Source organism: Mesorhizobium sp. USDA 3734 (assembly GCF_056279665.1).
Genome location: NZ_JBWCCW010000001.1, coordinates 4412150 through 4430869, shown reverse-complemented (window position 1 = coordinate 4430869; position 18720 = coordinate 4412150). Strand labels below are relative to the sequence as shown.

The following is an 18720-nucleotide window of genomic DNA, read 5'->3' as shown; positions in this document are numbered from 1 at the left end:
AGCAGCGATTTTGTTTTGAGCCCCAGCCGTGGGCGCTATTTTCAAATTGGCACGGCGCTTGCTTTGTACATTCATACAAGAAGCCCATCGCGCTTTTGACGCGGTGCCAAAAGAACGAAGGAACGGAGGAAGCAGAGACCGCTTCGATACGCCCATCGCACATGCGGTTGGCGCCGCGGGTCTCTGCCAAAACACCTCGAAACCTTTGCCGCGATCCACTTGAACGGCCGGACCATGAGTCGCGCCTTGATGCGCAACCCTTTGTCGTGCCGCTCGCACTCTCACTGCGGTGCTGTGTGCCGCTTCATGCCGGGGTCAAGGGACCTGCGGCTCAAACCTGGTGGAGGCTTATGACCATGACGTCTCTGACGCTCAACAAGATTACCTCGCAGCGCGGAATCTCCGTCGGCGAGGCAACTAAGAAGATTGCCGATCTGGGCTGGAATCCTTCCTACGTCCAGGAAGCGATGACGTTTCCGACCGACTACAAGATCAACAAGACGCCGCGTGACCCGATGAAGCAGGTTCTGCGGTCGTATTTCCCGATGCAGGAAGAAAAGGACAACCGCGTCTACGGTGCGCTCGATGCGGCGCTGCGCGGCGACATGTTCCGCAACGTCGAGCCGCGTTGGGTCGAGTGGATGAAGCTCTTCCTGGCCATCATCCCTTTCCCGGAAATCTCGGCTGCCCGCTCGATGGCGATGGTCGCCCGCATCGCGCCCGGTGAGGAACTCAGAACCGGCTTCACGATGCAGATGATCGACGAGTTTCGTCACTCGACGATCCAGATGAATTTGAAGAAATGGTACATGGAGAACTACATCGATCCGGCCGGCTTCGACATTACCGAGGAAGCCTTCGGAAAATGCTACGCCACGACCATCGGCCGGCAGTTCGCCGAAGGCTTCATCACCGGCGACACGATGACCGCCGCCTGCATGTACCTGACCGTTGTGGCCGAGACCGCCTTCACCAACACGCTGTTCGTCGCCATGCCTTCGGAGGCCGCCCGCAACGGCGACTACGCGCTGCCGACGGTGTTCCTGTCGGTGCAGTCCGACGAGAGCCGGCATATCGGCAATGGCCACTCGCTGCTCATGGCGGCGCTCAAAGAGCCGGAAAACCACCTCTTGCTCGAGCGTGACCTGCGCTACGCCTTCTGGCAGAACCACGCCATCGTCGATGCTGCCATCGGCACCTTCATCGAATACGGCACCACCAACCGCGACAAGAACAAGGAGTCCTACGCGGAAATGTGGCACCGCTGGATCTATGAGGACTACTATCGCACCTACATGCTGCCGCTCGAAAAATACGGCATCAAGGTCCATCACGACGACGTCCAGGCGGCCTGGGAGCGCATCACCAAGAAGAACTACGTCCACAAGGTCGGGCAGTTCTTCGCGGTTGGCTGGCCGGTCAATTTCTGGCGCATCGAAGCCCAGACCGACAAGGACTTCGAGTGGTTCGAGCACAAATATCCAGGCTGGTATGCCGAGTTCGGCGATTTCTGGAAATGGTATGCCAAGCTCAGCCACAAGGGCGAGAAGGTACTGCTGTTCAACAGCGACGTCGGCTACGTCTACCCGCACCGCTGCTGGTCCTGCCTCGTTCCCTGCCTGATCCGCGAGGACATGGTGGTCGGCGAGATCGACGGCCAGCTCCATACCTTCGCCCACGAACTCGACAAGTGGACCGCAACGGTCGCCTTCGCCGACGAGTATCAGGGCCGGCCGACACCCGCGATGGGCCGCTTCAGCGGCAAGCGCGAGTGGGAAACGCTCTATGACGGCTGGGATCTGGCCGATGCGATCAAGGACCTGAACTTCGTCCGTTCCGACGGCAAGACGCTGGTTCCACAGCCGCATCTGCGCTTCGACGACAAGGAGATGTGGACGCTCGACGACGTGCGCGGCAACACGCTCGGATCGCCGCTCAATGCGCTGCGTGCCATGTCGCCCGCGGACCGCGAGAAGCATCTGGCGGAGTACGCCAAGGGCTTCACCATCAACCCCTGCAACTGATCAGGCCAAAGGGGGGCGGGTTCGTCCCGCCCCTTCCTTTCACTGGAGGTCCGTATGTCGGAAACCCACACGGTCAGGCTCAGCCCGGTCGGCGTCGAATTCGACGTCGAGCATGGCGAAACGGTGCTCAACGCCGCGTTCCGCCAGGGCATCGCCCTGCCGCACGGCTGTAAGGAAGGGCAATGCTCGGCCTGCAAAAGCGTGTTGCTCGAAGGCGAAGTCGACATGCTGAAATACTCGACCTTCGCGCTGAACGACATGGAGAAGGAGAGCGGGCACGTCCTGTTGTGCCGCTGCATCGCCTTCTCCGACCTGGAAGTCGAGCTTCTCAACTATGACGAGGAGATTTTGGCGAAAGCGATCGCCGTGAAGACGTACAAAGGCCGGATTGCTCGCATCGAGCAGCTGACCCACGACATTCGCGGCATCGAGATCGAACTCGGCTCCCCAATGAAGTTCTGGGCGGGGCAATATGTCGACATCACGGTTACCACGCAAAAAGGGGAGACGATTACGCGCTCGTTCTCCATGGCAAATACGCCGGACCAAACCGAAAAACTCTCCTTCATCATCAAAAAATACCCTGAGGGAAAGTTCTCGGGAGAACTCGATTCCGGAGGAATCAAGGCCGGAGCCGAAGTCACCGTCGTCGGACCCTATGGAACCTGCTTCCGCCGCGACGAACGGCAAGGACCCTTGATCCTGGTCGGCGCCGGCTCAGGCATGTCGCCGATCTGGTCGATCCTCAACGATCACCTGAAGAGCGGCGAGAAACGTCCGGTCTATTTCTTCTACGGCGCCCGTACCCGCAACGACCTGTTCTATCTCGACAGGATCGCCGAGCTGGTCGGCAATCATTCCGACGTCACCTTCATTCCCGTGCTGTCGCACGCCAATGACGACGCCGAATGGCAAGGCGAACGTGGCTTCGTGCACCAGAGTGTCGACGCCGTGCTCAAGCAACTGGCGGTCGACGGGCAGGGCGATGTCCATGCCTGTGGCCCGCCGCCGATGATCGATGCGCTGCAGCCGGTCCTGTTCATGAATGGCTTCGAAACGGAGCGGATCTTCTTCGACAAGTTCACCACATCGGCAGGTGCAACGCCGGCCCATTGAGGGCGGCCACGCACAGCCAACCACAACTGCAACAAGGGAGAGAGACTATGCCTGCAACCTCGAGTTCAGTCGGATCAGGAGCCGCCGGCGCGGCAATCTTCGCCGACTCCGACAGCCGGAAATACCGGTATTTCGACCCGAAAGGCCAGCGCGCCACTCACTACGAGGACATGACGGTCGACGTCCAGCCGGACCCGGAACGCTATCTGATCCAGGACTGGATCATCTCCTTCGCCGACGGCAAGGGCGCTTATGTCAAGCAGAACACCGCCGCGCAGAGCTCCAACTGGCATGCCTTCCGCGCCCCCGACCAGGAGTGGGAGCGTACGCACTACCAGCGCCAGTCGAAGATCGAGACGATGGTGCAGAGCGTCATCAACAACGCGCGCAAGTCGGGCACCCCGAAGACCTTCGACAAGGCCTGGGTAAAGATCCTGCAGACGCAGCTCGGCGCCTGGAAACACGCGGAATTCGGGCTCGGCACGTCGCTGATGCAGGCGCAACGTTACGGCTACACCCAGATGATCAACAACGCGACGCTGACCAACTCGTCCTACAAGCTCAGGCTTGCCCAGGACATCACCCTCTACCTTGCCGAGATCGGCATGGACCTGCCCGACTGGGACGACGAGCTCGGCAAGAAAGCCTGGCTCGAGGACAAGAACTGGCAAGGCACGCGCGAGGCGGTCGAGACCATCATGGGCGCGACCGACTATCTCGAGCAGTATTTCGCCATCAACATCGTCTTCGAGCCGCTGGTGGGCGAAGTGTTCCGCTCCGGGTTCCTGATGCAGATCGCCGCCGCCAACCATGACTTCATCACCCCGGCGGTGATCTCGGCGGCCGAGGCCGACTATGAGCGCAACCTCGCCAACACGATCGACCTCATGCATCTCCTCGCCAATGACGAGAAGCATGGCCCCGCCAACAAGAAGCTCTTCCAGGGCTGGGTCAAGAAACACGGCGCGCTCGCCGACAAGGCAGCCGCCGGCCTGCAGCCGATCTGGTCGATGCCGCATTCCAAGCCGGTCGCTTTCACTGACGTTCGCGCCAAATCCGAAGAGCGGATTGGCCAGATCCTCGGCGAACTCGGCCTCAAGCGCTGAAACAGGAGAAATCGTCATGTCACTATCAGCACGCGACGCAACACATTCCAACATCTTCAAGGCGATGAAGGACATCACCTTCGAGCAGACGATTTCGCATCAGTGCGGCGTCACCATGAACGACTCGGTCGAGGCCAGGGCCATCGCCGAATTCATGGGCCAGAAGCCGGGGGTGACCATCACCTACCAGCCGGCACTGATCCGTATCGACGGTGACGGCAAGCTGATCTTCAAGATGGACGCGATCGGCGAGTATCTCGGCCGCGAGATTTCGGCCGAGACCTTCGAGGTCAACACCTCCACCCATTACGGCCGCATGGTTCGCGTCGACGACAACACCGTGATCCTGTTCGGCAACATGGACGAGATGTTCGAATACATCGAATAGGCGCCACGAAAATCCGGTGCGCCGCCGGGTGCGGCGCGCCGAACCGATCAACGCGATTGCTGCGGAGGCAACCATGTACAGAACACCGGAAGGCAAGGACATTTTCGTGGTCGACGGCCACACCCATTTCTGGGACGGCAGCCCGGAAAACCAGAAGAACATCCACGGCAAGCAGTTCATCGAGTGCTTCTATGCCTATCACACGGGCTTGAGCCCGAAGGACCAGCTGTGGGAGAAGAGCAAGTTCGAGAAATACAGTGCCGACGACCTCTATCGCGACCTGTTCATCGACGGGCCCGATGATGTGGCGATCGTCCAGTCGACCTATCTCAAGGACTTCTACAAGAACGGCTTCAACACGATCGAGCGCAACGCCGAGGTGGCCAAGCGGTATCCGGAGCGGTTCATCGTCAACGGCGCCTTCGATCCGCGCGACGGCGAGAAGGCGCTTGAGTACATCCACTTCCTCAAGGAGACCTACGACGTCAAGGGCGTGAAGATGTACACGGCCGAATGGAACGGCGCTTCCAAGGGCTGGAAGCTCACCGATCCCGATGCCTACAAATGCTTCGAACTCTGCGACAAGCTCGGCATCAGGAACATCCATGTTCACAAGGGCCCGACCATCCTGCCGCTCTCAAAGGATGCGTTCGACGTCCATGACGTTGATCACGCAGCGACGGATTTCCAGGGCCTCAACTGGATCATCGAGCATTGCGGCCTGCCGCGTCTCGACGATTTCTGCTGGATCGCGACGCAGGAAACCAATGTCTATGGCGGCTTGGCGGTGGCACTGCCCTTCATCCACGCGCGTCCGCGTTATTTCGGCGAGGTCATCGCCGAACTGCTGTTCTGGCTCGGGCCGGAGAAGATCCTGTTCGGCTCCGACTATGCGATCTGGACGCCGCGCTGGCTGGTCGAGAAATTCTGGGCCTACCAGATCCCGCAGGATATCGCCACTGAGCGGGGTGTGCAGCTAACCGACGAGATCAAGGAGAAGATCCTCGGCCTCAACGCCGCGCGTCTCTACAACATCGACATCGAAGCCAAGAAGAAGGCGCTTGCCAGCTCGCCCTTCAGCATTGCGGCGGAGTAGGAGCCATGGCAACCGCCAGCATTTCCGGCGACTGCCAGAAGGAACTCTGGCGGCGCCTTGGTGAGGTCAACGACCCGGAACTCGACGAACCCGTCACCGAGATGGGCTTCGTCGAGCGGGCCGCGGTGACTGGCGATGGCAGTGTGGAGATCGACTTCCGCCTGCCGACCTACTGGTGCTCGCCCAACTTCGCGTTCCTGATGCTGGACGGCGTCCGCAAGGCACTCGACCAGCTCTCCTGGAAGCCTGCCTATCGCGTCAAGCTGCACGACCACATGTTCGCCGAAGAGGTCAATCGCGGCATGGCAGAAGGCAAGAGCTTCGGCGACATCTTCGCCGTGCTTGCCGAGGATCAGGATCTCGGCGCGCTGCGTGAAACCTTCGCGATGAAGGCATTCAAGCGGCGCCAGGAGGCGGTCCTGCGCGGCCTCAAGGCGCACGGCCTGACCGATCGCGAAATCCTCGGCATGGACCTGCCGGCATACGACGTCGCGCGGTTCGAACCGGGCGAGGCGGCCAAACAGCAGCCGAGGTACCGGGCGGCCATGCTCGAACGGTTTCCCGGTCGCCGGGCGGATGATCCTGTGTTCGTGACATGGGAAGGGCAAAAAATCCCGCCGGCCGCACTCAGTGCCCATCTCGCCGAGCTGCGTGGTGTGCGCATCAACATGGAGTTCAACGGCGCGCTGTGCCGGGGGCTCAAGCAGACCAGATACAAGGAACTGGATGTGGTCGACGGCGAACCAACGCTGGTCGATTTCATTCTGGATCGCGTGCCGGCCGGGCCCGCACCGAACGCCTGAAGCAGAGCCGACAGCAACGGCCTCCCTCGCACGAGGCCCCTAACCAACAACCCGCCCGTAAGGCGGAAGGAGGAATCATGCCCAAGATAATGCTTCACAATTCCGAGGCCCGCCGGGCTCTCGCCCGTGGCGTCTTCCGGCTTGCAGCCGCTGTCGAGCCAACGCTCGGCCCCAAGGGCATGAACGCCATGATCGACCGGCCGATCGGCACGCCGATGGTGACCCGCGACGGTGTCAGCATCGCCTCCGAGATCGAGCTGCACGACCGTTTCGAAAACATGGGCGCGCAAGTCGTCCGCGAAGTGTCGATGCAGACCAACGAGATCGCCGGCGACGGCACCACGACGGCCATCGTGCTCGCCAACGCGCTCATCCAGGGCGGCGTCGAGGCGAATGACCGCGGCGTGAAATCCGTCGATCTGTGCAAAGGCATCGACCTCGCTGTGGCGGCGGTGGTGGCGGCACTCAAGTCTTCGGCCAGGCCGGCCAAGGGCAACGGCATCCTGGCGTCGGTCGCCAACATCGCCGCGACCAACACAAAACTTGGCGCATTGGTGGCTGAAGCGCATCAGCGGGTGGGCGCCGAAGGCGTCATCACCACCGACTTCAGCGTCACCACCGAGACCACGCTCGATGTCGTCGAGGGCATGTCCTTCGAACGCGGCTACCTCTCGCATCACATGGTGACCGATCAGGAGAAGATGGAGGCCGTGCTCGAACGGCCCTACATCCTGATGACCGACCTCAAGATCAAGGAACCCGGGCAGCTCGATGCGGTTCGCCGCATTGCCGATGAGGATGGCCGGCCGCTGCTGGTCGTGTCGGAGGAAATGTCGCCGGAAGTGGTGGTGACGCTGCTCGGCAAGCAGGGACCGGGACGATACCTCGTCGTACACCCGCCGGAATATGGCCACTGGCGCAAGGCGATGATGGAGGATCTGGCCATCATCACCGGCGGCAAGGTGATCGCGCGCGATCTCGGCGGCCGGCTGGAGGATATCACCGCCGAGGATCTCGGCACGGCAGACCGGGTGAAGACCAGTTCGTCCTACACCTCGATCATTCGTGGCGGCGGCGACCATACGGCAATCGCCTCGCGCCGTGCCCAGGTGCAGCGGCAGTATGAAGCCTCGCCACCGAACATCGACCAGGACAAGCTGCGCGAGCGCCTGGCCAAGCTCTCCGGCGGCACAGCGATCCTCTATGCCGGTGGCGTCACGCCGGTCGAGCAGAAGCGGACCATCCAGCTGATCGAGGATTCCTTGAACGCGGTGCGCGCCGCGTCCGAAGAGGGCGTGGTCGCCGGCGGTGGCTCGGCGCTCGCCCAGATCGCGCCGCTGCTCGACAAGGTGGCGGCCAGCGTCGATGGCGATGTCGCCGAGGGCGTGCTCCTCGTGCGCTCGGTTCTGTCGCGGCCGCTGTGGCGCATCGCCGCCAATGCCGGCGCCGATCCCGAAGCGGTGGTGACCGAGGTCACCCGCATCAATGGCGGCTACGGCTACAACGCATCGACCGGCGCATATCAGAACATGTTCGAGGCAGGGATCATCGATCCGGTCCGCGTCACCTACACCGCGCTCGCCAACGCGGCTTCGGTGGCGACCCTGATTCTGACCACCGAAACGCTGATTGGCGATCTTGCCGAGGATGAGGATCCGACGGCCGGACCCGCGCGTGGCGGCGGCTCCGAAAGGCTCGGCCGCGCCTGAGGCGACAATTCCAACGGAACGATTTCGACGTTGAAAGGGATACGACGATGAAAGCTGCCAGACTCTACGAATATGACCCGAAGATGAACGTCCAGCTCAAGATCGAGGAGGTCAAGGCGCCGACGATCACCGCTCCCGACGAGGTGATCGTGCGGGTGGGCGCCGCCGGCCTTTGCCGCACCGACCTGCACATCATCGAGGGTGTGTGGAAGCCGACCATGGATCCCGAAGGCACGCTGTTGCCTTACATCATGGGCCACGAGAATGCCGGCTGGGTCGAGGAAGTCGGCAGCGGTGTCAGGTCGGTCAAGCGCGGTGACGCCGTGATCTGCCATCCCTTCCGCTCCTGCGGCATCTGCCTCAACTGCCGCCATGGCGAGGACATGTATTGCGACAACGGCCAATTCCCCGGCCTTGGCATGAATGGCGGCTTCGCCGAGTATTTCATCACCAGCGAGCGTTCGCTGATCAAGCTGAACGCCAACATAACGCCGATCGAGGTGGCGCCGTTGGCCGATGCCGGCATCACCGCCTACCGCGCCGCCAAACGCGCCGCCAAGCTGTTGCGGCCAGGCAGTTATTGCGTGCTGCTCGGTATAGGCGGGCTTGGCCATATCGCGCTGCAATCGCTGCACGCGATCTCGGGCTGCCGTATCATCGCCGTCGACCGCGAACCGGCGGCGCAAGTCCTGGCCAGGGATCTGGGCGCCGACTTCGTGCTCGATGGCGGGCCAAATGTCATCGAGGAGGTCGCTCAGATCACCGGCGGCGGCGCCCATGTGGTGATCGACTTCGTCGGCGAACTCGGTGTCGAGAACATCTGCTGGAAGATGGTGCGCAAGGGCGGCCAACTGTTCGTCGTCGGCTATGGCGGCAACATCAACGTGCCGACCGCGCATCTGGTCATCGAGGAGATCAACATCGGCGGCAGCCTGGTCGGCAATTTCACCGAGCTTGTCGAACTGATGGAGCTCAACGCCGACGGCAAGGTGAAGATGCACTACACGGAATACAATCTCGCTAGCATCAACACAGCCCTCGACGATTTCAAGAACCGCCGGTTCACCGGCCGCGGCGTCATCGTGCCCTGACGCATCCGGACCGTATTCCCGGCGGAGTCCGATCTATCGGCTACAATTCCCCAACCCCATGGCGCAAATGCCATGGGTTTCTTTTGTGCCGCGTGTCAGAGGAAGCCGCGCCGGATGCCGTATTGGCCGAGCTTGCGATAGAGCGTCGGCCGTGAAATGCCGAGCCTCAGTGCAACCTTGCTGAGATTGCCGCCCTCCGCGACAAGCGCATTCTTGATCGCCTGGCGTTCCGCATCCTCGAAGGAGCATACCGGTGCTTCGAGCATGGCTGTGGGGTGGTCGCCATGTAGGGCCACGGTGTTGCGACTGCCCGCGCTGATTTCGCCCGGAAGATCCTGCAGGTCGATCGTGCTGCCGCGCGCCAGTATATGCAGGCGCTCGACCAGGTTCTTCAGTTCGCGCACATTGCCCGGCCAGCGATAGGCCAGCAGCGCATCGAGCGCTTCGTTTGAAAACTCCAGCGGATCATTGCCAGCCAGTTTGGCGATCTGACGATTGAAATGCTCGATCAGCAACAACACGTCGTCGCCGCGATCGCGCAAAGCCGGGACATGGATCGAGACCGCACCGATGCGGTAGTAGAGATCGCTGCGGAAGCGCCCGGCCGCGACTTCCTGCTTGAGGTCGCGATTGGTCGAGGCGACCAGTCGCACGTCCACCGGCCGACCTCTCGAGTCGCCGATACGGTGGACCACGCGCTCTTCGAGGACACGCAACAGGAAGGGCTGGATTTCGAGCGGCAACTCGCCGATTTCGTCCAGGCTGAGCACGCCGCCATTGGCGAGTTCGAAGATGCCCGGCTTGCCGTCACGCGAAGCGCCGGTGAAGGCGCCGGCGACATGGCCGAACAATTCGCTGCCGAACAGCTCCTTGGTGATTGCACCGCAGTTCATGGCGATGAACGGGTCGTTTTCGGTGCGCCGGCTGCCGGCATGGACAAGCCGCGCGAACAACTCCTTTCCGACGCCGGTTTCGCCTTCGATCAGCAACGAGGTGACGCCCTTCGACCCGGCCACCCGGGAGGCGACATCGACGGCGGCCAGCAATTTTTCGCTTTCGCCGACGATCATCGCCGCGGCTGTCCGCAGGTGCTTGTTCTCCTCCCGGCGGATCACCGTCATGCTCGAGACGGCCGGCACCGAGGGAAACACCAGAGCCGCGCCACGAAGATCGCCATCAAGCTTCAGCGGCGTGACATGGCAGGATCGCAGATGCGCCGGCAGTGCGTTGGCGAGATCGGTGTCCGAGCCGGAGGCCGGCAGGTTCATCAGCCAACGACCACGCCCAGGTTCCATAGGGCCGTCCGTCATCTCCGTGGTGTCGCCATTGGGCACATTGTTGCAGAAGATCGCGCGGCCACGATGATCGACGATCACCAACCCGTCTTTCCGGCGGTAGCTGGGTGCCGAGGAAATGAAGGCCTCGAGCAGGCGCGTGCGCTGCTCCTGCTGCTGCTCGGCGAGTGCCTTTTCAATCTGCCTGGCGGTGGCGGCGACGAGCGCCGTGTTGTGCGGCCGGAAGATCGGCGAATAGCCTGACAGGTCGACAACGCCGATGATCTTGCCGTCCAGGGGATCGCGGATCGGCGCACCGGCGCAGGTCCAGGATTTGATACCGGCGCAGAAATGTTCGGCGGCGTGGACGAAAATCGGTTCGCCGGTCCACAGCGCCGTGCCGATGCCGTTGGTGCCGACGGCGTCCTCGTTCCATTTGCCGCCGATACCCAGATGAATGTCCATGCCATCATGCAAGGTCTTCTTGTCGCCGATCGCGTCGATCAGCACGCCATCGCTGTCGGCGAGCACCAGCATCGCTCCCGTCCCTTCCAGCAACTGGCCAAGGGAGGCAAACGATCGCCGCGCCGCCGAAAGCAGCTCGGCGTTGGCACGGGTCAGATATTCGATCTCGTCACGATCGCTGCTCAGCGGCGCTTCGATGCCTTGCGCGTTGATGCCGCCGCTGGCGCTGCGATACCAGGAATCGTGGATCAGCGAGCGGACATGGACCGGATCGCGGGCGCCCTTCGGCTCGTCGGCCAGAAAACTTTCCCAAGCGCGCATGGTGGCGCGCTCGTCATAGTCGATGTTGTCCAGAACCAATTGTCCGGCGGCCATCGACGCACGCGCTGGAAGAGCATTGGTCTTCATCTGATCAGGGCCGTTCGCGTGTCTCATTCAGTCATCACAGTACCTTTGAGGTATGCCATTTCTGTATGCTGTCGCGGATTGGGCGTGCTCAGCGACGCCCAGTGCCGGGGTCAGTCGATGCCGAGTTTCGCGCCGATGTCGGCGGCAAGCTGTTCTTCGCTATAGGTCGCGGTCAGGTGGGTCCCGTCCAGTTCGGCAAGCGCCTCGACTACGGTTTCGTCGACCGGTGAGAAAAAGCCGTTCTGCTTAGTTGCCAGGACGAAGATCTGTTCCCCATTCCGGTCGCGGACATCGCCGATGTGATGAAGCTGGCGGCCGGTGTTCTGATCCTTGGAGATCACACGGCCGTTCATGGTGACGCGGATGGACGGGCGCGCTTCGGCCACGCTTGCCGCGCTACCGCCAACATGGATGATCAGGCCTTCCGCCTTGGGTTGCTGGCGTGGCTTCCTGGAAGCCGAATAGCCGCCGCCGCTGATCTGGTCGGCAAGGCGAACGATGGTCGAGCGGTTCTGCTCGATCAGTCTTTTGACCTGCATGTCCTCGCGCCGCGGGCCATCCCGCTTGGAGATGATTTCGACCATGAATCCTCCCAGATTCGCTTGGCGCCGGGAGTTCGGCTCAGTTCTTCTTGCTGCGAACCCTACACCGTCCCTGTGAAGTTCGCCATTCACATCAGGTAGCACTAAGATTTGTACCGATGGTAGCAACTGGCTGCTACACGGGGTTCGAGTGGACGCCACTGAGGTCGCCTCTGGATCCGCGTTTCACTCTTCGGCGGCGCCGACGCTGGATTAAGGCCTGGCGGGTGCGTCGGATCCAGAAAGCCACGCCGCTGCAGTTTGACACTCATTGCGGATGGGTCGGCTCTGAGGTAATTTAGACCCCAATCGGATGGGGAAAGTGCCTGCTGTCGCGACGGTTTTTCTTTTTGTTCCTGTCTCGGCGGATTGTGAGCTCTTTAACAGACCTTGATACCGCAACCTGGGAGCTTGTGGTCATCAGGTAGCGACGGTTGAAACAGTTGCCATGCTCCGACTTTGCGGATTCATCGCGGTCTTCCTCGTAGCGGCCTTCACGACCTTCGATGCGTCGGCCGATCGACGGGTCGCCCTGGTGATCGGCAATTCCCAGTACCGGGAAATCCCCGCTCTCAAGAATCCTGACAAGGATGCCGAGGACGTATCCAAGACGTTTCGGTTGGCTGGTTTCGAAGTGTTCGTCGCCAAGGATCTCACAAAGCTGCAGTTCGAGGAACAGTTCCGCAACTACCTCGCGGCGGCGGACGGCGCCGATCTGTCCGTCGTCTACTATTCAGGTCACGGCTTCCAGATCGGTGGCGAGAATTTCCTGATCCCCGTGGATGCCTCGCTGAAGAATGCGGCCGACATAGAGGTCCAGGCGGTCAAGCTGGACGATGTCCTCCAGCAGTTGCGCGCGAAATCGAAGATCCAGGTGATCATCCTCGATGCCTGTCGCAACAATCCGTTTCCGCGCAAGGATTATTGGCTGAGGGACCAACTGATCACGGCGGGCAACACCGGCCTTGCGCAGGTCAAAAGCTCCTTGAACACGCTGATCGCCTTTGCCACCGAGCCAGGAGCGGTCGCCTATGATGGAGCGGGAGACCTCAGCCCGTTTTCATCCGCATTCTCTCGTCGCGCGCTGGCGCCGAACCAGGAGATACGCACGGTCATGGCCGCGGTGCGCCGCGATGTGGTCGAGGCCACTGACGGCAAGCAGGTTCCGTGGGAAAACTCCTCGCTCATCGACGAGGTTGTCCTGATGCGCCGCACCAGCCGGCCCTCATTGCCGCCGGTTCTGGAGAAGGTCGTGCCGTCGGGGGTTGGGCCTGTTGCCCTGGACTTGCCGGAACCGGTCGATGTCGATGGCGGATCAATCACCGTCAGCATCGAAAGGCCTCCTGCGCTCGGACGCCTGCTGCTGGACGGCAAGGCTGTTGCGGTGGGCCAGCAGATCCAGGGCAAGGACCTGCCGCGCCTGAAGCTGGATGTGCCCAAGGGGGCCGGTGCGACGGAAGAGGTGGACATGCTGGCCTACGCCACGCACGACAATTGGGGTGGCGAAGCCCAGGGCATCATGGTGTTTCGTGTCAAGAGCGGCCAGGGCGCCGAGGGCGAACAGATTGTGGCCTCGCTCGAGAGCGAGCAGAAACAGCAGGTGCTGGAGCGGGGCATCCACATCACCGGCGCCGCCGAGGCGATCGAAAACCGACAGATCAGCGTCCCGGTCGGTGTCGGTCCGGTTCCGCTGAAGCTGGACTTCCCGACAAAGGATCCCGCGGTCAGCCTGAAACTCGCGAGCTATCCGGCAACCGGAACGCTGTCCTTGCCGGATCGTGCCCTGGCGCCAGAGTCGAGCCTGATGGCGGATGAGGTCGACAACTTGCGCTATGAACCCCAGATCGGGGCCGCCGAACCGGTCGAGGTCGGCTTTGAAATCCGCGCGGACAGCAGTTCCTCCAAGCCCGCCACGATGAAGCTGTCACCAAGCGTCGATCCTTGCGACCAGGCCGCTGGCGAGCCTCTCGATCTGCAAGGCGTGGTCCCCGGCCTGCTGCCCAATGAAATCGGCGCGGCGGCCGTGACGGCCTGCGAGGCGGCGGTGAAGGCCTATCCGGACGTCGCCCGCTTCCGCTACGAACTCGGCCGGGCGCTGCTGGCGACCGGCAAGGTCGATCAGGCAAAGAAAGCCATTCAGGAGGCGGCCGACAGGGGCCACGTCCGTGCCGTTTTCGAACTCGGCTATATCGCGTCGTCCGGGATAGGAATGGCTGTCGATCCCAAGAAGGCAAACGACTTCTATTCTGTGGCGTCCAACAAAGGCGACCCATACGGGATGACCGCATGGGGGCGCGCCTTGTTCAATGGCCTCGGCGTCCAACGCGATACCGCCAAGGGCCTGGACCTGCTGCTCAAGGGAGCGGCGATGGGGCATACTTATGCCATGAACGATCTCGCCGCGATCTTCACGGAAGGCCGCAACGGCGTGCCCGCCGATCCGGCGCGAGCAGTCGCGTTCCTCAAGGCCGGCGTGGAGCGGCAGGACATGTATTCGATGAACCTTCTCGGCCGCAATTACCTCACTGGCACCGGGGTTGAGAAGGATCCAAAGCAGTCGCAGGCACTTTTCCAGAAGTCCATGGACCTCGGCCAACCGTATGCCCCGGCCAGCCTCGGACGCATGTACCGGGACGGTGTCGGCGTGGGACAGAACCTTGATGAGGCGCAGCGCTTGTTCGAGTTAGCGACCACGCGGGGCGACCAATCCGGCGCGTATGATCGCGCGGCGCTCGAGATGCAGAAGGGCGATAAGGCCGACCAGGCTATAGCCGTGCGCTACCTTGCCTTTGCGGTCGCGCTCGATCTGCGCAACGAGATTCCGAGCGCGAAGAACACACTAGCGAAATTCGGGGCAAAGGCAAAAGGCGCGGCACTGAAGCAACTGCGTGGGGAACTCAAGTCGAAGACTCCGGCGAGTGGTTCTGTCGACACGCAACTGGTCAACGCCGCCAGAGCGGTCTGGGAGCAAGCCAATCCGCGTAGAGATCTGTTCTGATCCACAAGGAGGTTATGGTGCGCAGGACATTAAAGCAGGCAGCCATCGCAACCACTCTCTTCAGCGTTCTTGCGGTGCTGATGGGGTGCACCTCCTTGATACCCAAACCTGAGCCGGCGCCGATGGCGGCGGCGCCTTCGCCCAAGGTTGTTCGAACTACGACCGGGTCTAAGGTCCACAAACCCAAGAAAGTTGTCGCCAAGAAAGTGACCGCTGAGAAAGTGATCAAGCCTGTCGAAGACGAACCGCCACCACCTGTGGTCGCTCCTTTGGGTGGGGGCAACGGTGGAAGCGGAGGCGGAGGCGGTTGGTGATGAGCAACGATAGTAGTCGACGGTGTGCCGGCGCGCAGATGAGCTGAGCTAGGCACCTTTCTAAAAATACCAATAGAGCGGAATTTCACGCTTTCGCGACGACCGGCTGCACCTGCTCGCCAACCAGTCGCAAGTGCTCTATGCTCCCGCCAGGTGTCGTGTCGATACGGTGGTCCTGGGCAGGGGCGTTCCATGTTCGAAGTCGTCGCATTCTGGTGGAAGACGAGGCTGAAAGGCCCCGCCACACGAGGTCTAGGCGTGATCGTCGCGCTTTCAGGCTTGCTGCTGCTCGGGTCGCAAGCCGCCAACGCCGCGCCGAACTGGACGCTTGATCCCACAGCTTCAGTCATCACCTACCAGTCGGTGAAGAAGAACACGATCGTCGAGACAAACAAGATCAGGAACATCACCGGCACGCTCAGCTCGGCGGGTGATGCCAAGGTCACATTCGACCTCAATTCGGTCGATACCGGCGTCGACCTGCGCAATGTCCGCATGCGCTTCTTGTTCTTCGAGACATTCAAGTACCCGACGGCCGAGCTGACGGCCAAGGTGGATCCCGCCGCATTCGCCGATCTCGCGACAAAGCGCAGGGTGAAGTCGACTTTGCCTTTCCGTCTCAATCTGCACGGCGTCGACAAGGACCTCGAGGCCAGCATCGTCGTCACCATGATCAGCGATACCATGGTGTCGGTCGCTTCGGAGGCTCCGGTGGCTGTCCATGTCGAGGATTTCGGCCTGCTGCCGAACGTCGACAAACTCCAGCAGGCGGCCAATGTGACCAACATCGTGCCCACCGCGTCGGTGTCGTTCGATTTCGTCTTCACCGCCGATGGCAGCAAGCCAGCCGCCACCCAGACCGCCGCGGCGACTTCGGCCGATGTGGGCCCCGTGGCCACCGACGCCGCCAAGGCGAACTTCAGCGATGAGGAATGCCTGAACAGGTTTGCCGTGCTCTCACGCACCGGCGCCATCTACTTCCGGCCGGCCAGCGCGCGGCTCGATGCGAAGAGCCGCCCGTTGCTGACGGAGGTCGAAGGTGTCGTCGGCAAATGCCCAGGCCTGAAGGTCGAGGTCTCGGGCTATACCGATTCCGATGGATCGCCGGAGGCAAACAAGCAGCTGTCGGAGCGGCGGGCCCAGGCGGTTGCCGACGCCATTGTTGCCGCGGGCATTCCTCGCACGCAGATCACAGCGACCGGCTACGGCGAGGAGCGGCCGGTTGCCGCCAACGATACGCCCAAGAACAAAGGCGCTCAATCGGCGGATCGAGTTTTCCGCCACCAAGCTCTGAGGTTGTGGTGAGGTCCGATCTGATTGCCCGTTGCGGTGACCTGTTTCGCGCCGCCGGGTTTGCGACGCTCGCCTTGCTTTTGACGTTGACGGCTGCCAGTGCCGAGCGCCGCGTAGCACTTGTCCTCGGCAATTCCCAGTACCAGCACGCGGCGCCGCTCGCCAATCCGGTCCGCGACGCCCGGGCCATGGCCGAGCGCTTGAAGAAGCTCGACTTCGAGGTGATTTCCGGCTTCGACCAGACCAAGCCGCAGACCCAGGCGACGATCGCTCGGTTCGCAAAACAGGTGCGCGGTGCCGACATCGCGCTGTTCTTCTACGCCGGTCATGGGTTGCAGGTTTCGGGCAAGAACTATCTGCTTCCGGTCGATGCCGCGCTGGAGGACGAAACCTCTCTCGACGTCGAGGCCGTGTCGGTTGATTTCGTTCTGCGCCAGATGTCGCGTGAGACCAGCGTTAGGCTGGTGTTTCTCGACGCATGTCGCGACAATCCACTCGCGGAGGTGCTGGCCAAGACCGCGGGCGTCAACGGCGTAAGCAGCGGCCTTGCCGAAATCCCGATAGAGAATGGTGGCGCCGGCACGCTCGTCGCCTTCGCCGCCAGTCCCAATCAACTCGCCTATGACGGGTCGGGCGAACATTCGCCTTTCACCTCGGCGCTCCTCAAGCGTATCGGCTCAACCAACATCTCCATCACCGAGGCCATGAACAGGGTCACCAGCGACGTCTTCAAGGCAACCGCCGGCAAGCAGCGTCCCTGGATCAACGTTTCGCTGACCTCGGAGGTCGTTCTGCACAAGGTCGATCTCAACGCGCCATTGATCGTGGGCGAGGCGAGCGAACCTCCGACCGAAGGCGGTTCCGACGCAAGCAACACCGGCGCTGCAGGCGCATCGGGCCAAAGTGACGATCAGCTTGCGCTCGATGTGCTGCGTCAGAAGATCCCCAGGCTGGCCTCGGACGCCCCGATCTTTTTCGACCATCCGATCGATTTCGGCGATCCGGCAATCGACGGCAAGAGCATCGCCCAGCTGATCAAGGGCAAGCCCCTGTTCAGCCCGGTGGAGGGATTGGACAAATCGGTGTGGGAGGACAAACACTGCGACGGCTGCCATGAATGGGACGAGGCACGGCTGTGCGAGCAGGCGAAAAATTTTGCCGCCAACGATGCCTCTGTCTTGCGCCTGCAGCATCCGCTGGGAACACGCTTCAAGGTGGCGCTTGCCAAATGGGCTCAAGGTGGCTGCAAGTAAGGCAGGACGATGATGGCATCCGTCCGGTTTCTGTCGGAATGGATGCTCTAGTAGGTATCCGCCGATTGGCGCGGCGCCTCGATCTCGGCCATCTGGATGCCCATTTCGACAAACGCGGAAAGAACGGCAAAGCGGTCCGCGAGAGCGACACGCGCCAGCCCGGCCAGAACACCGGCATTGACTGCATGGGCAGCAGGAAACGGCGGCAAGGCCGATCGCGCGTCTGGGCCGGCAACAGATCCGCCAGCAACAGAACCATTGTCACGCCATCCCGCCGCCAGGGCAATCCAGGCGCCCGGCGTTGTCGGCGGCGTTGCCTCCGCCTGGCTCACCGCGGCGCGATGGTGGGGGCTGTCCGGTTCACCGACCCAGTCGCGAACATAGGCGAGCAACTCGTGATCAGTCCCATCGAGCAACTCGCTCAGATGGCTCAGGCATTCATGCGCCCACCAGACCGCTGCCCGATCGGGAAGCAGGTAGGCACAAAACGTGATCGCCTCCTCGGGAACGCGCCCGGCTAGGAGGTCGCGGCAAAACTCGATCGAGTGTCGTTCGGTTGGAAGGGTGCTCATGTCCTGGGCAATAGAGGGACAAGCCATGAAGAGATCCCGTGCAGTTTTGAATCGAAGCCCGTTGGCCATGACCGCCACGCTTTCATCGAGGAGCTTTGGCCACTCAAGCCCCAGGCGCGGCGCTGGTCAAGCCTCAACCGGTGACGCTGCAACAACTGCCGGAACCGTCGTATCCCCTGGCGTTTATCGACAGACAATTGCCCCGGAGTTTGGTATGATCGCATCCATC

Annotated in this window: 14 protein-coding genes; 11 read left to right on the top strand and 3 right to left on the bottom strand. The window is 62.0% G+C overall.

Going from position 1 to position 18720, the window contains the following annotated elements; translation table 11 throughout:
• Nucleotides 1–350 precede the first annotated feature (350 nt).
• The 8 genes from ACZ89F_RS21565 to ACZ89F_RS21530 all read left to right on the top strand — a co-directional run bounded on the left by ACZ89F_RS21565 (nucleotide 351) and on the right by ACZ89F_RS21530 (nucleotide 9333).
• The gene (locus ACZ89F_RS21565) at nucleotides 351–2024 is read left to right on the top strand and encodes an aromatic/alkene/methane monooxygenase hydroxylase/oxygenase subunit alpha (protein ID WP_206077143.1); all 1674 of its coding nucleotides are present in this window, start codon (nucleotides 351–353) and stop codon (nucleotides 2022–2024) included.
• A gap of 54 nt (nucleotides 2025–2078) precedes the next feature.
• Complete coding sequence (locus ACZ89F_RS21560; RefSeq protein WP_136619345.1) at nucleotides 2079–3140, top strand: NADH:ubiquinone reductase (Na(+)-transporting) subunit F; 1062 nt, start codon at nucleotides 2079–2081, stop codon at nucleotides 3138–3140.
• A 47-nt stretch (nucleotides 3141–3187) separates the two neighbouring features.
• Nucleotides 3188–4246 carry an aromatic/alkene monooxygenase hydroxylase subunit beta gene (locus tag ACZ89F_RS21555; RefSeq protein ID WP_476094023.1) on the top strand — a complete coding sequence of 353 codons (1059 nt, stop codon included), beginning with the start codon at nucleotides 3188–3190 and terminating at the stop codon, nucleotides 4244–4246.
• A 16-nt stretch (nucleotides 4247–4262) separates the two neighbouring features.
• Nucleotides 4263–4634: an MmoB/DmpM family protein gene (locus ACZ89F_RS21550; protein ID WP_027045792.1), complete on the top strand. Its 372-nt coding sequence runs from the start codon at nucleotides 4263–4265 to the stop codon at nucleotides 4632–4634.
• A 73-nt stretch (nucleotides 4635–4707) separates the two neighbouring features.
• On the top strand, nucleotides 4708–5730 hold the full coding sequence (locus ACZ89F_RS21545) for an amidohydrolase family protein (protein ID WP_476094022.1): 1023 nt from the start codon (nucleotides 4708–4710) through the stop codon (nucleotides 5728–5730).
• 5 nt (nucleotides 5731–5735) lie between these two features.
• Nucleotides 5736–6533, top strand: a complete 798-nt coding sequence (locus ACZ89F_RS21540) for an iron-sulfur cluster assembly protein (protein ID WP_476094021.1) — start codon at nucleotides 5736–5738, stop codon at nucleotides 6531–6533.
• A gap of 77 nt (nucleotides 6534–6610) precedes the next feature.
• Entirely contained in the window at nucleotides 6611–8242 is a 1632-nt protein-coding gene (gene groEL, locus ACZ89F_RS21535) for a chaperonin GroEL (RefSeq protein WP_476094019.1), read from the top strand.
• A 47-nt stretch (nucleotides 8243–8289) separates the two neighbouring features.
• On the top strand, nucleotides 8290–9333 hold the full coding sequence (locus ACZ89F_RS21530; RefSeq protein ID WP_476094017.1) for an NAD(P)-dependent alcohol dehydrogenase: 1044 nt from the start codon (nucleotides 8290–8292) through the stop codon (nucleotides 9331–9333).
• A gap of 95 nt (nucleotides 9334–9428) precedes the next feature.
• On the opposite strand, the gene ACZ89F_RS21525 is transcribed toward ACZ89F_RS21530, so the two are convergent.
• On the bottom strand, nucleotides 9429–11507 hold the full coding sequence (locus tag ACZ89F_RS21525; RefSeq protein ID WP_476094016.1) for a sigma-54-dependent Fis family transcriptional regulator: 2079 nt from the start codon (nucleotides 11505–11507) through the stop codon (nucleotides 9429–9431).
• Between the two features lie 83 nt (nucleotides 11508–11590).
• Nucleotides 11591–12064, bottom strand: coding sequence for a hypothetical protein (locus tag ACZ89F_RS21520; RefSeq protein ID WP_476094014.1), 474 nt, complete (start codon nucleotides 12062–12064; stop codon nucleotides 11591–11593).
• A 445-nt stretch (nucleotides 12065–12509) separates the two neighbouring features.
• Between ACZ89F_RS21520 and ACZ89F_RS21515 the strand changes: the two genes are divergently transcribed.
• The 3 genes from ACZ89F_RS21515 (at nucleotide 12510) to ACZ89F_RS21505 (ending at nucleotide 17919) form a co-directional block, all read left to right on the top strand.
• Complete coding sequence (locus tag ACZ89F_RS21515) at nucleotides 12510–15059, top strand: caspase family protein (RefSeq protein ID WP_476094012.1); 2550 nt, start codon at nucleotides 12510–12512, stop codon at nucleotides 15057–15059.
• Between the two features lie 506 nt (nucleotides 15060–15565).
• A complete protein-coding gene (locus tag ACZ89F_RS21510) occupies nucleotides 15566–16678 on the top strand; it encodes an OmpA family protein (RefSeq protein WP_476094010.1) in 1113 nt (370 codons plus the stop codon).
• Entirely contained in the window at nucleotides 16675–17919 is a 1245-nt protein-coding gene (locus ACZ89F_RS21505) for a caspase family protein (RefSeq protein ID WP_476094008.1), read from the top strand. Before ACZ89F_RS21510 ends, ACZ89F_RS21505 begins: the two co-directional genes overlap by 4 nt.
• Before the next feature lie 47 nt (nucleotides 17920–17966).
• On the opposite strand, the gene ACZ89F_RS21500 is transcribed toward ACZ89F_RS21505, so the two are convergent.
• Nucleotides 17967–18560 (bottom strand): DUF6931 family protein, encoded by a 594-nt coding sequence (locus ACZ89F_RS21500; protein ID WP_476094006.1) that lies wholly within the window; start codon nucleotides 18558–18560, stop codon nucleotides 17967–17969.
• Between the last annotated feature and the right edge of the window lie 160 nt (nucleotides 18561–18720).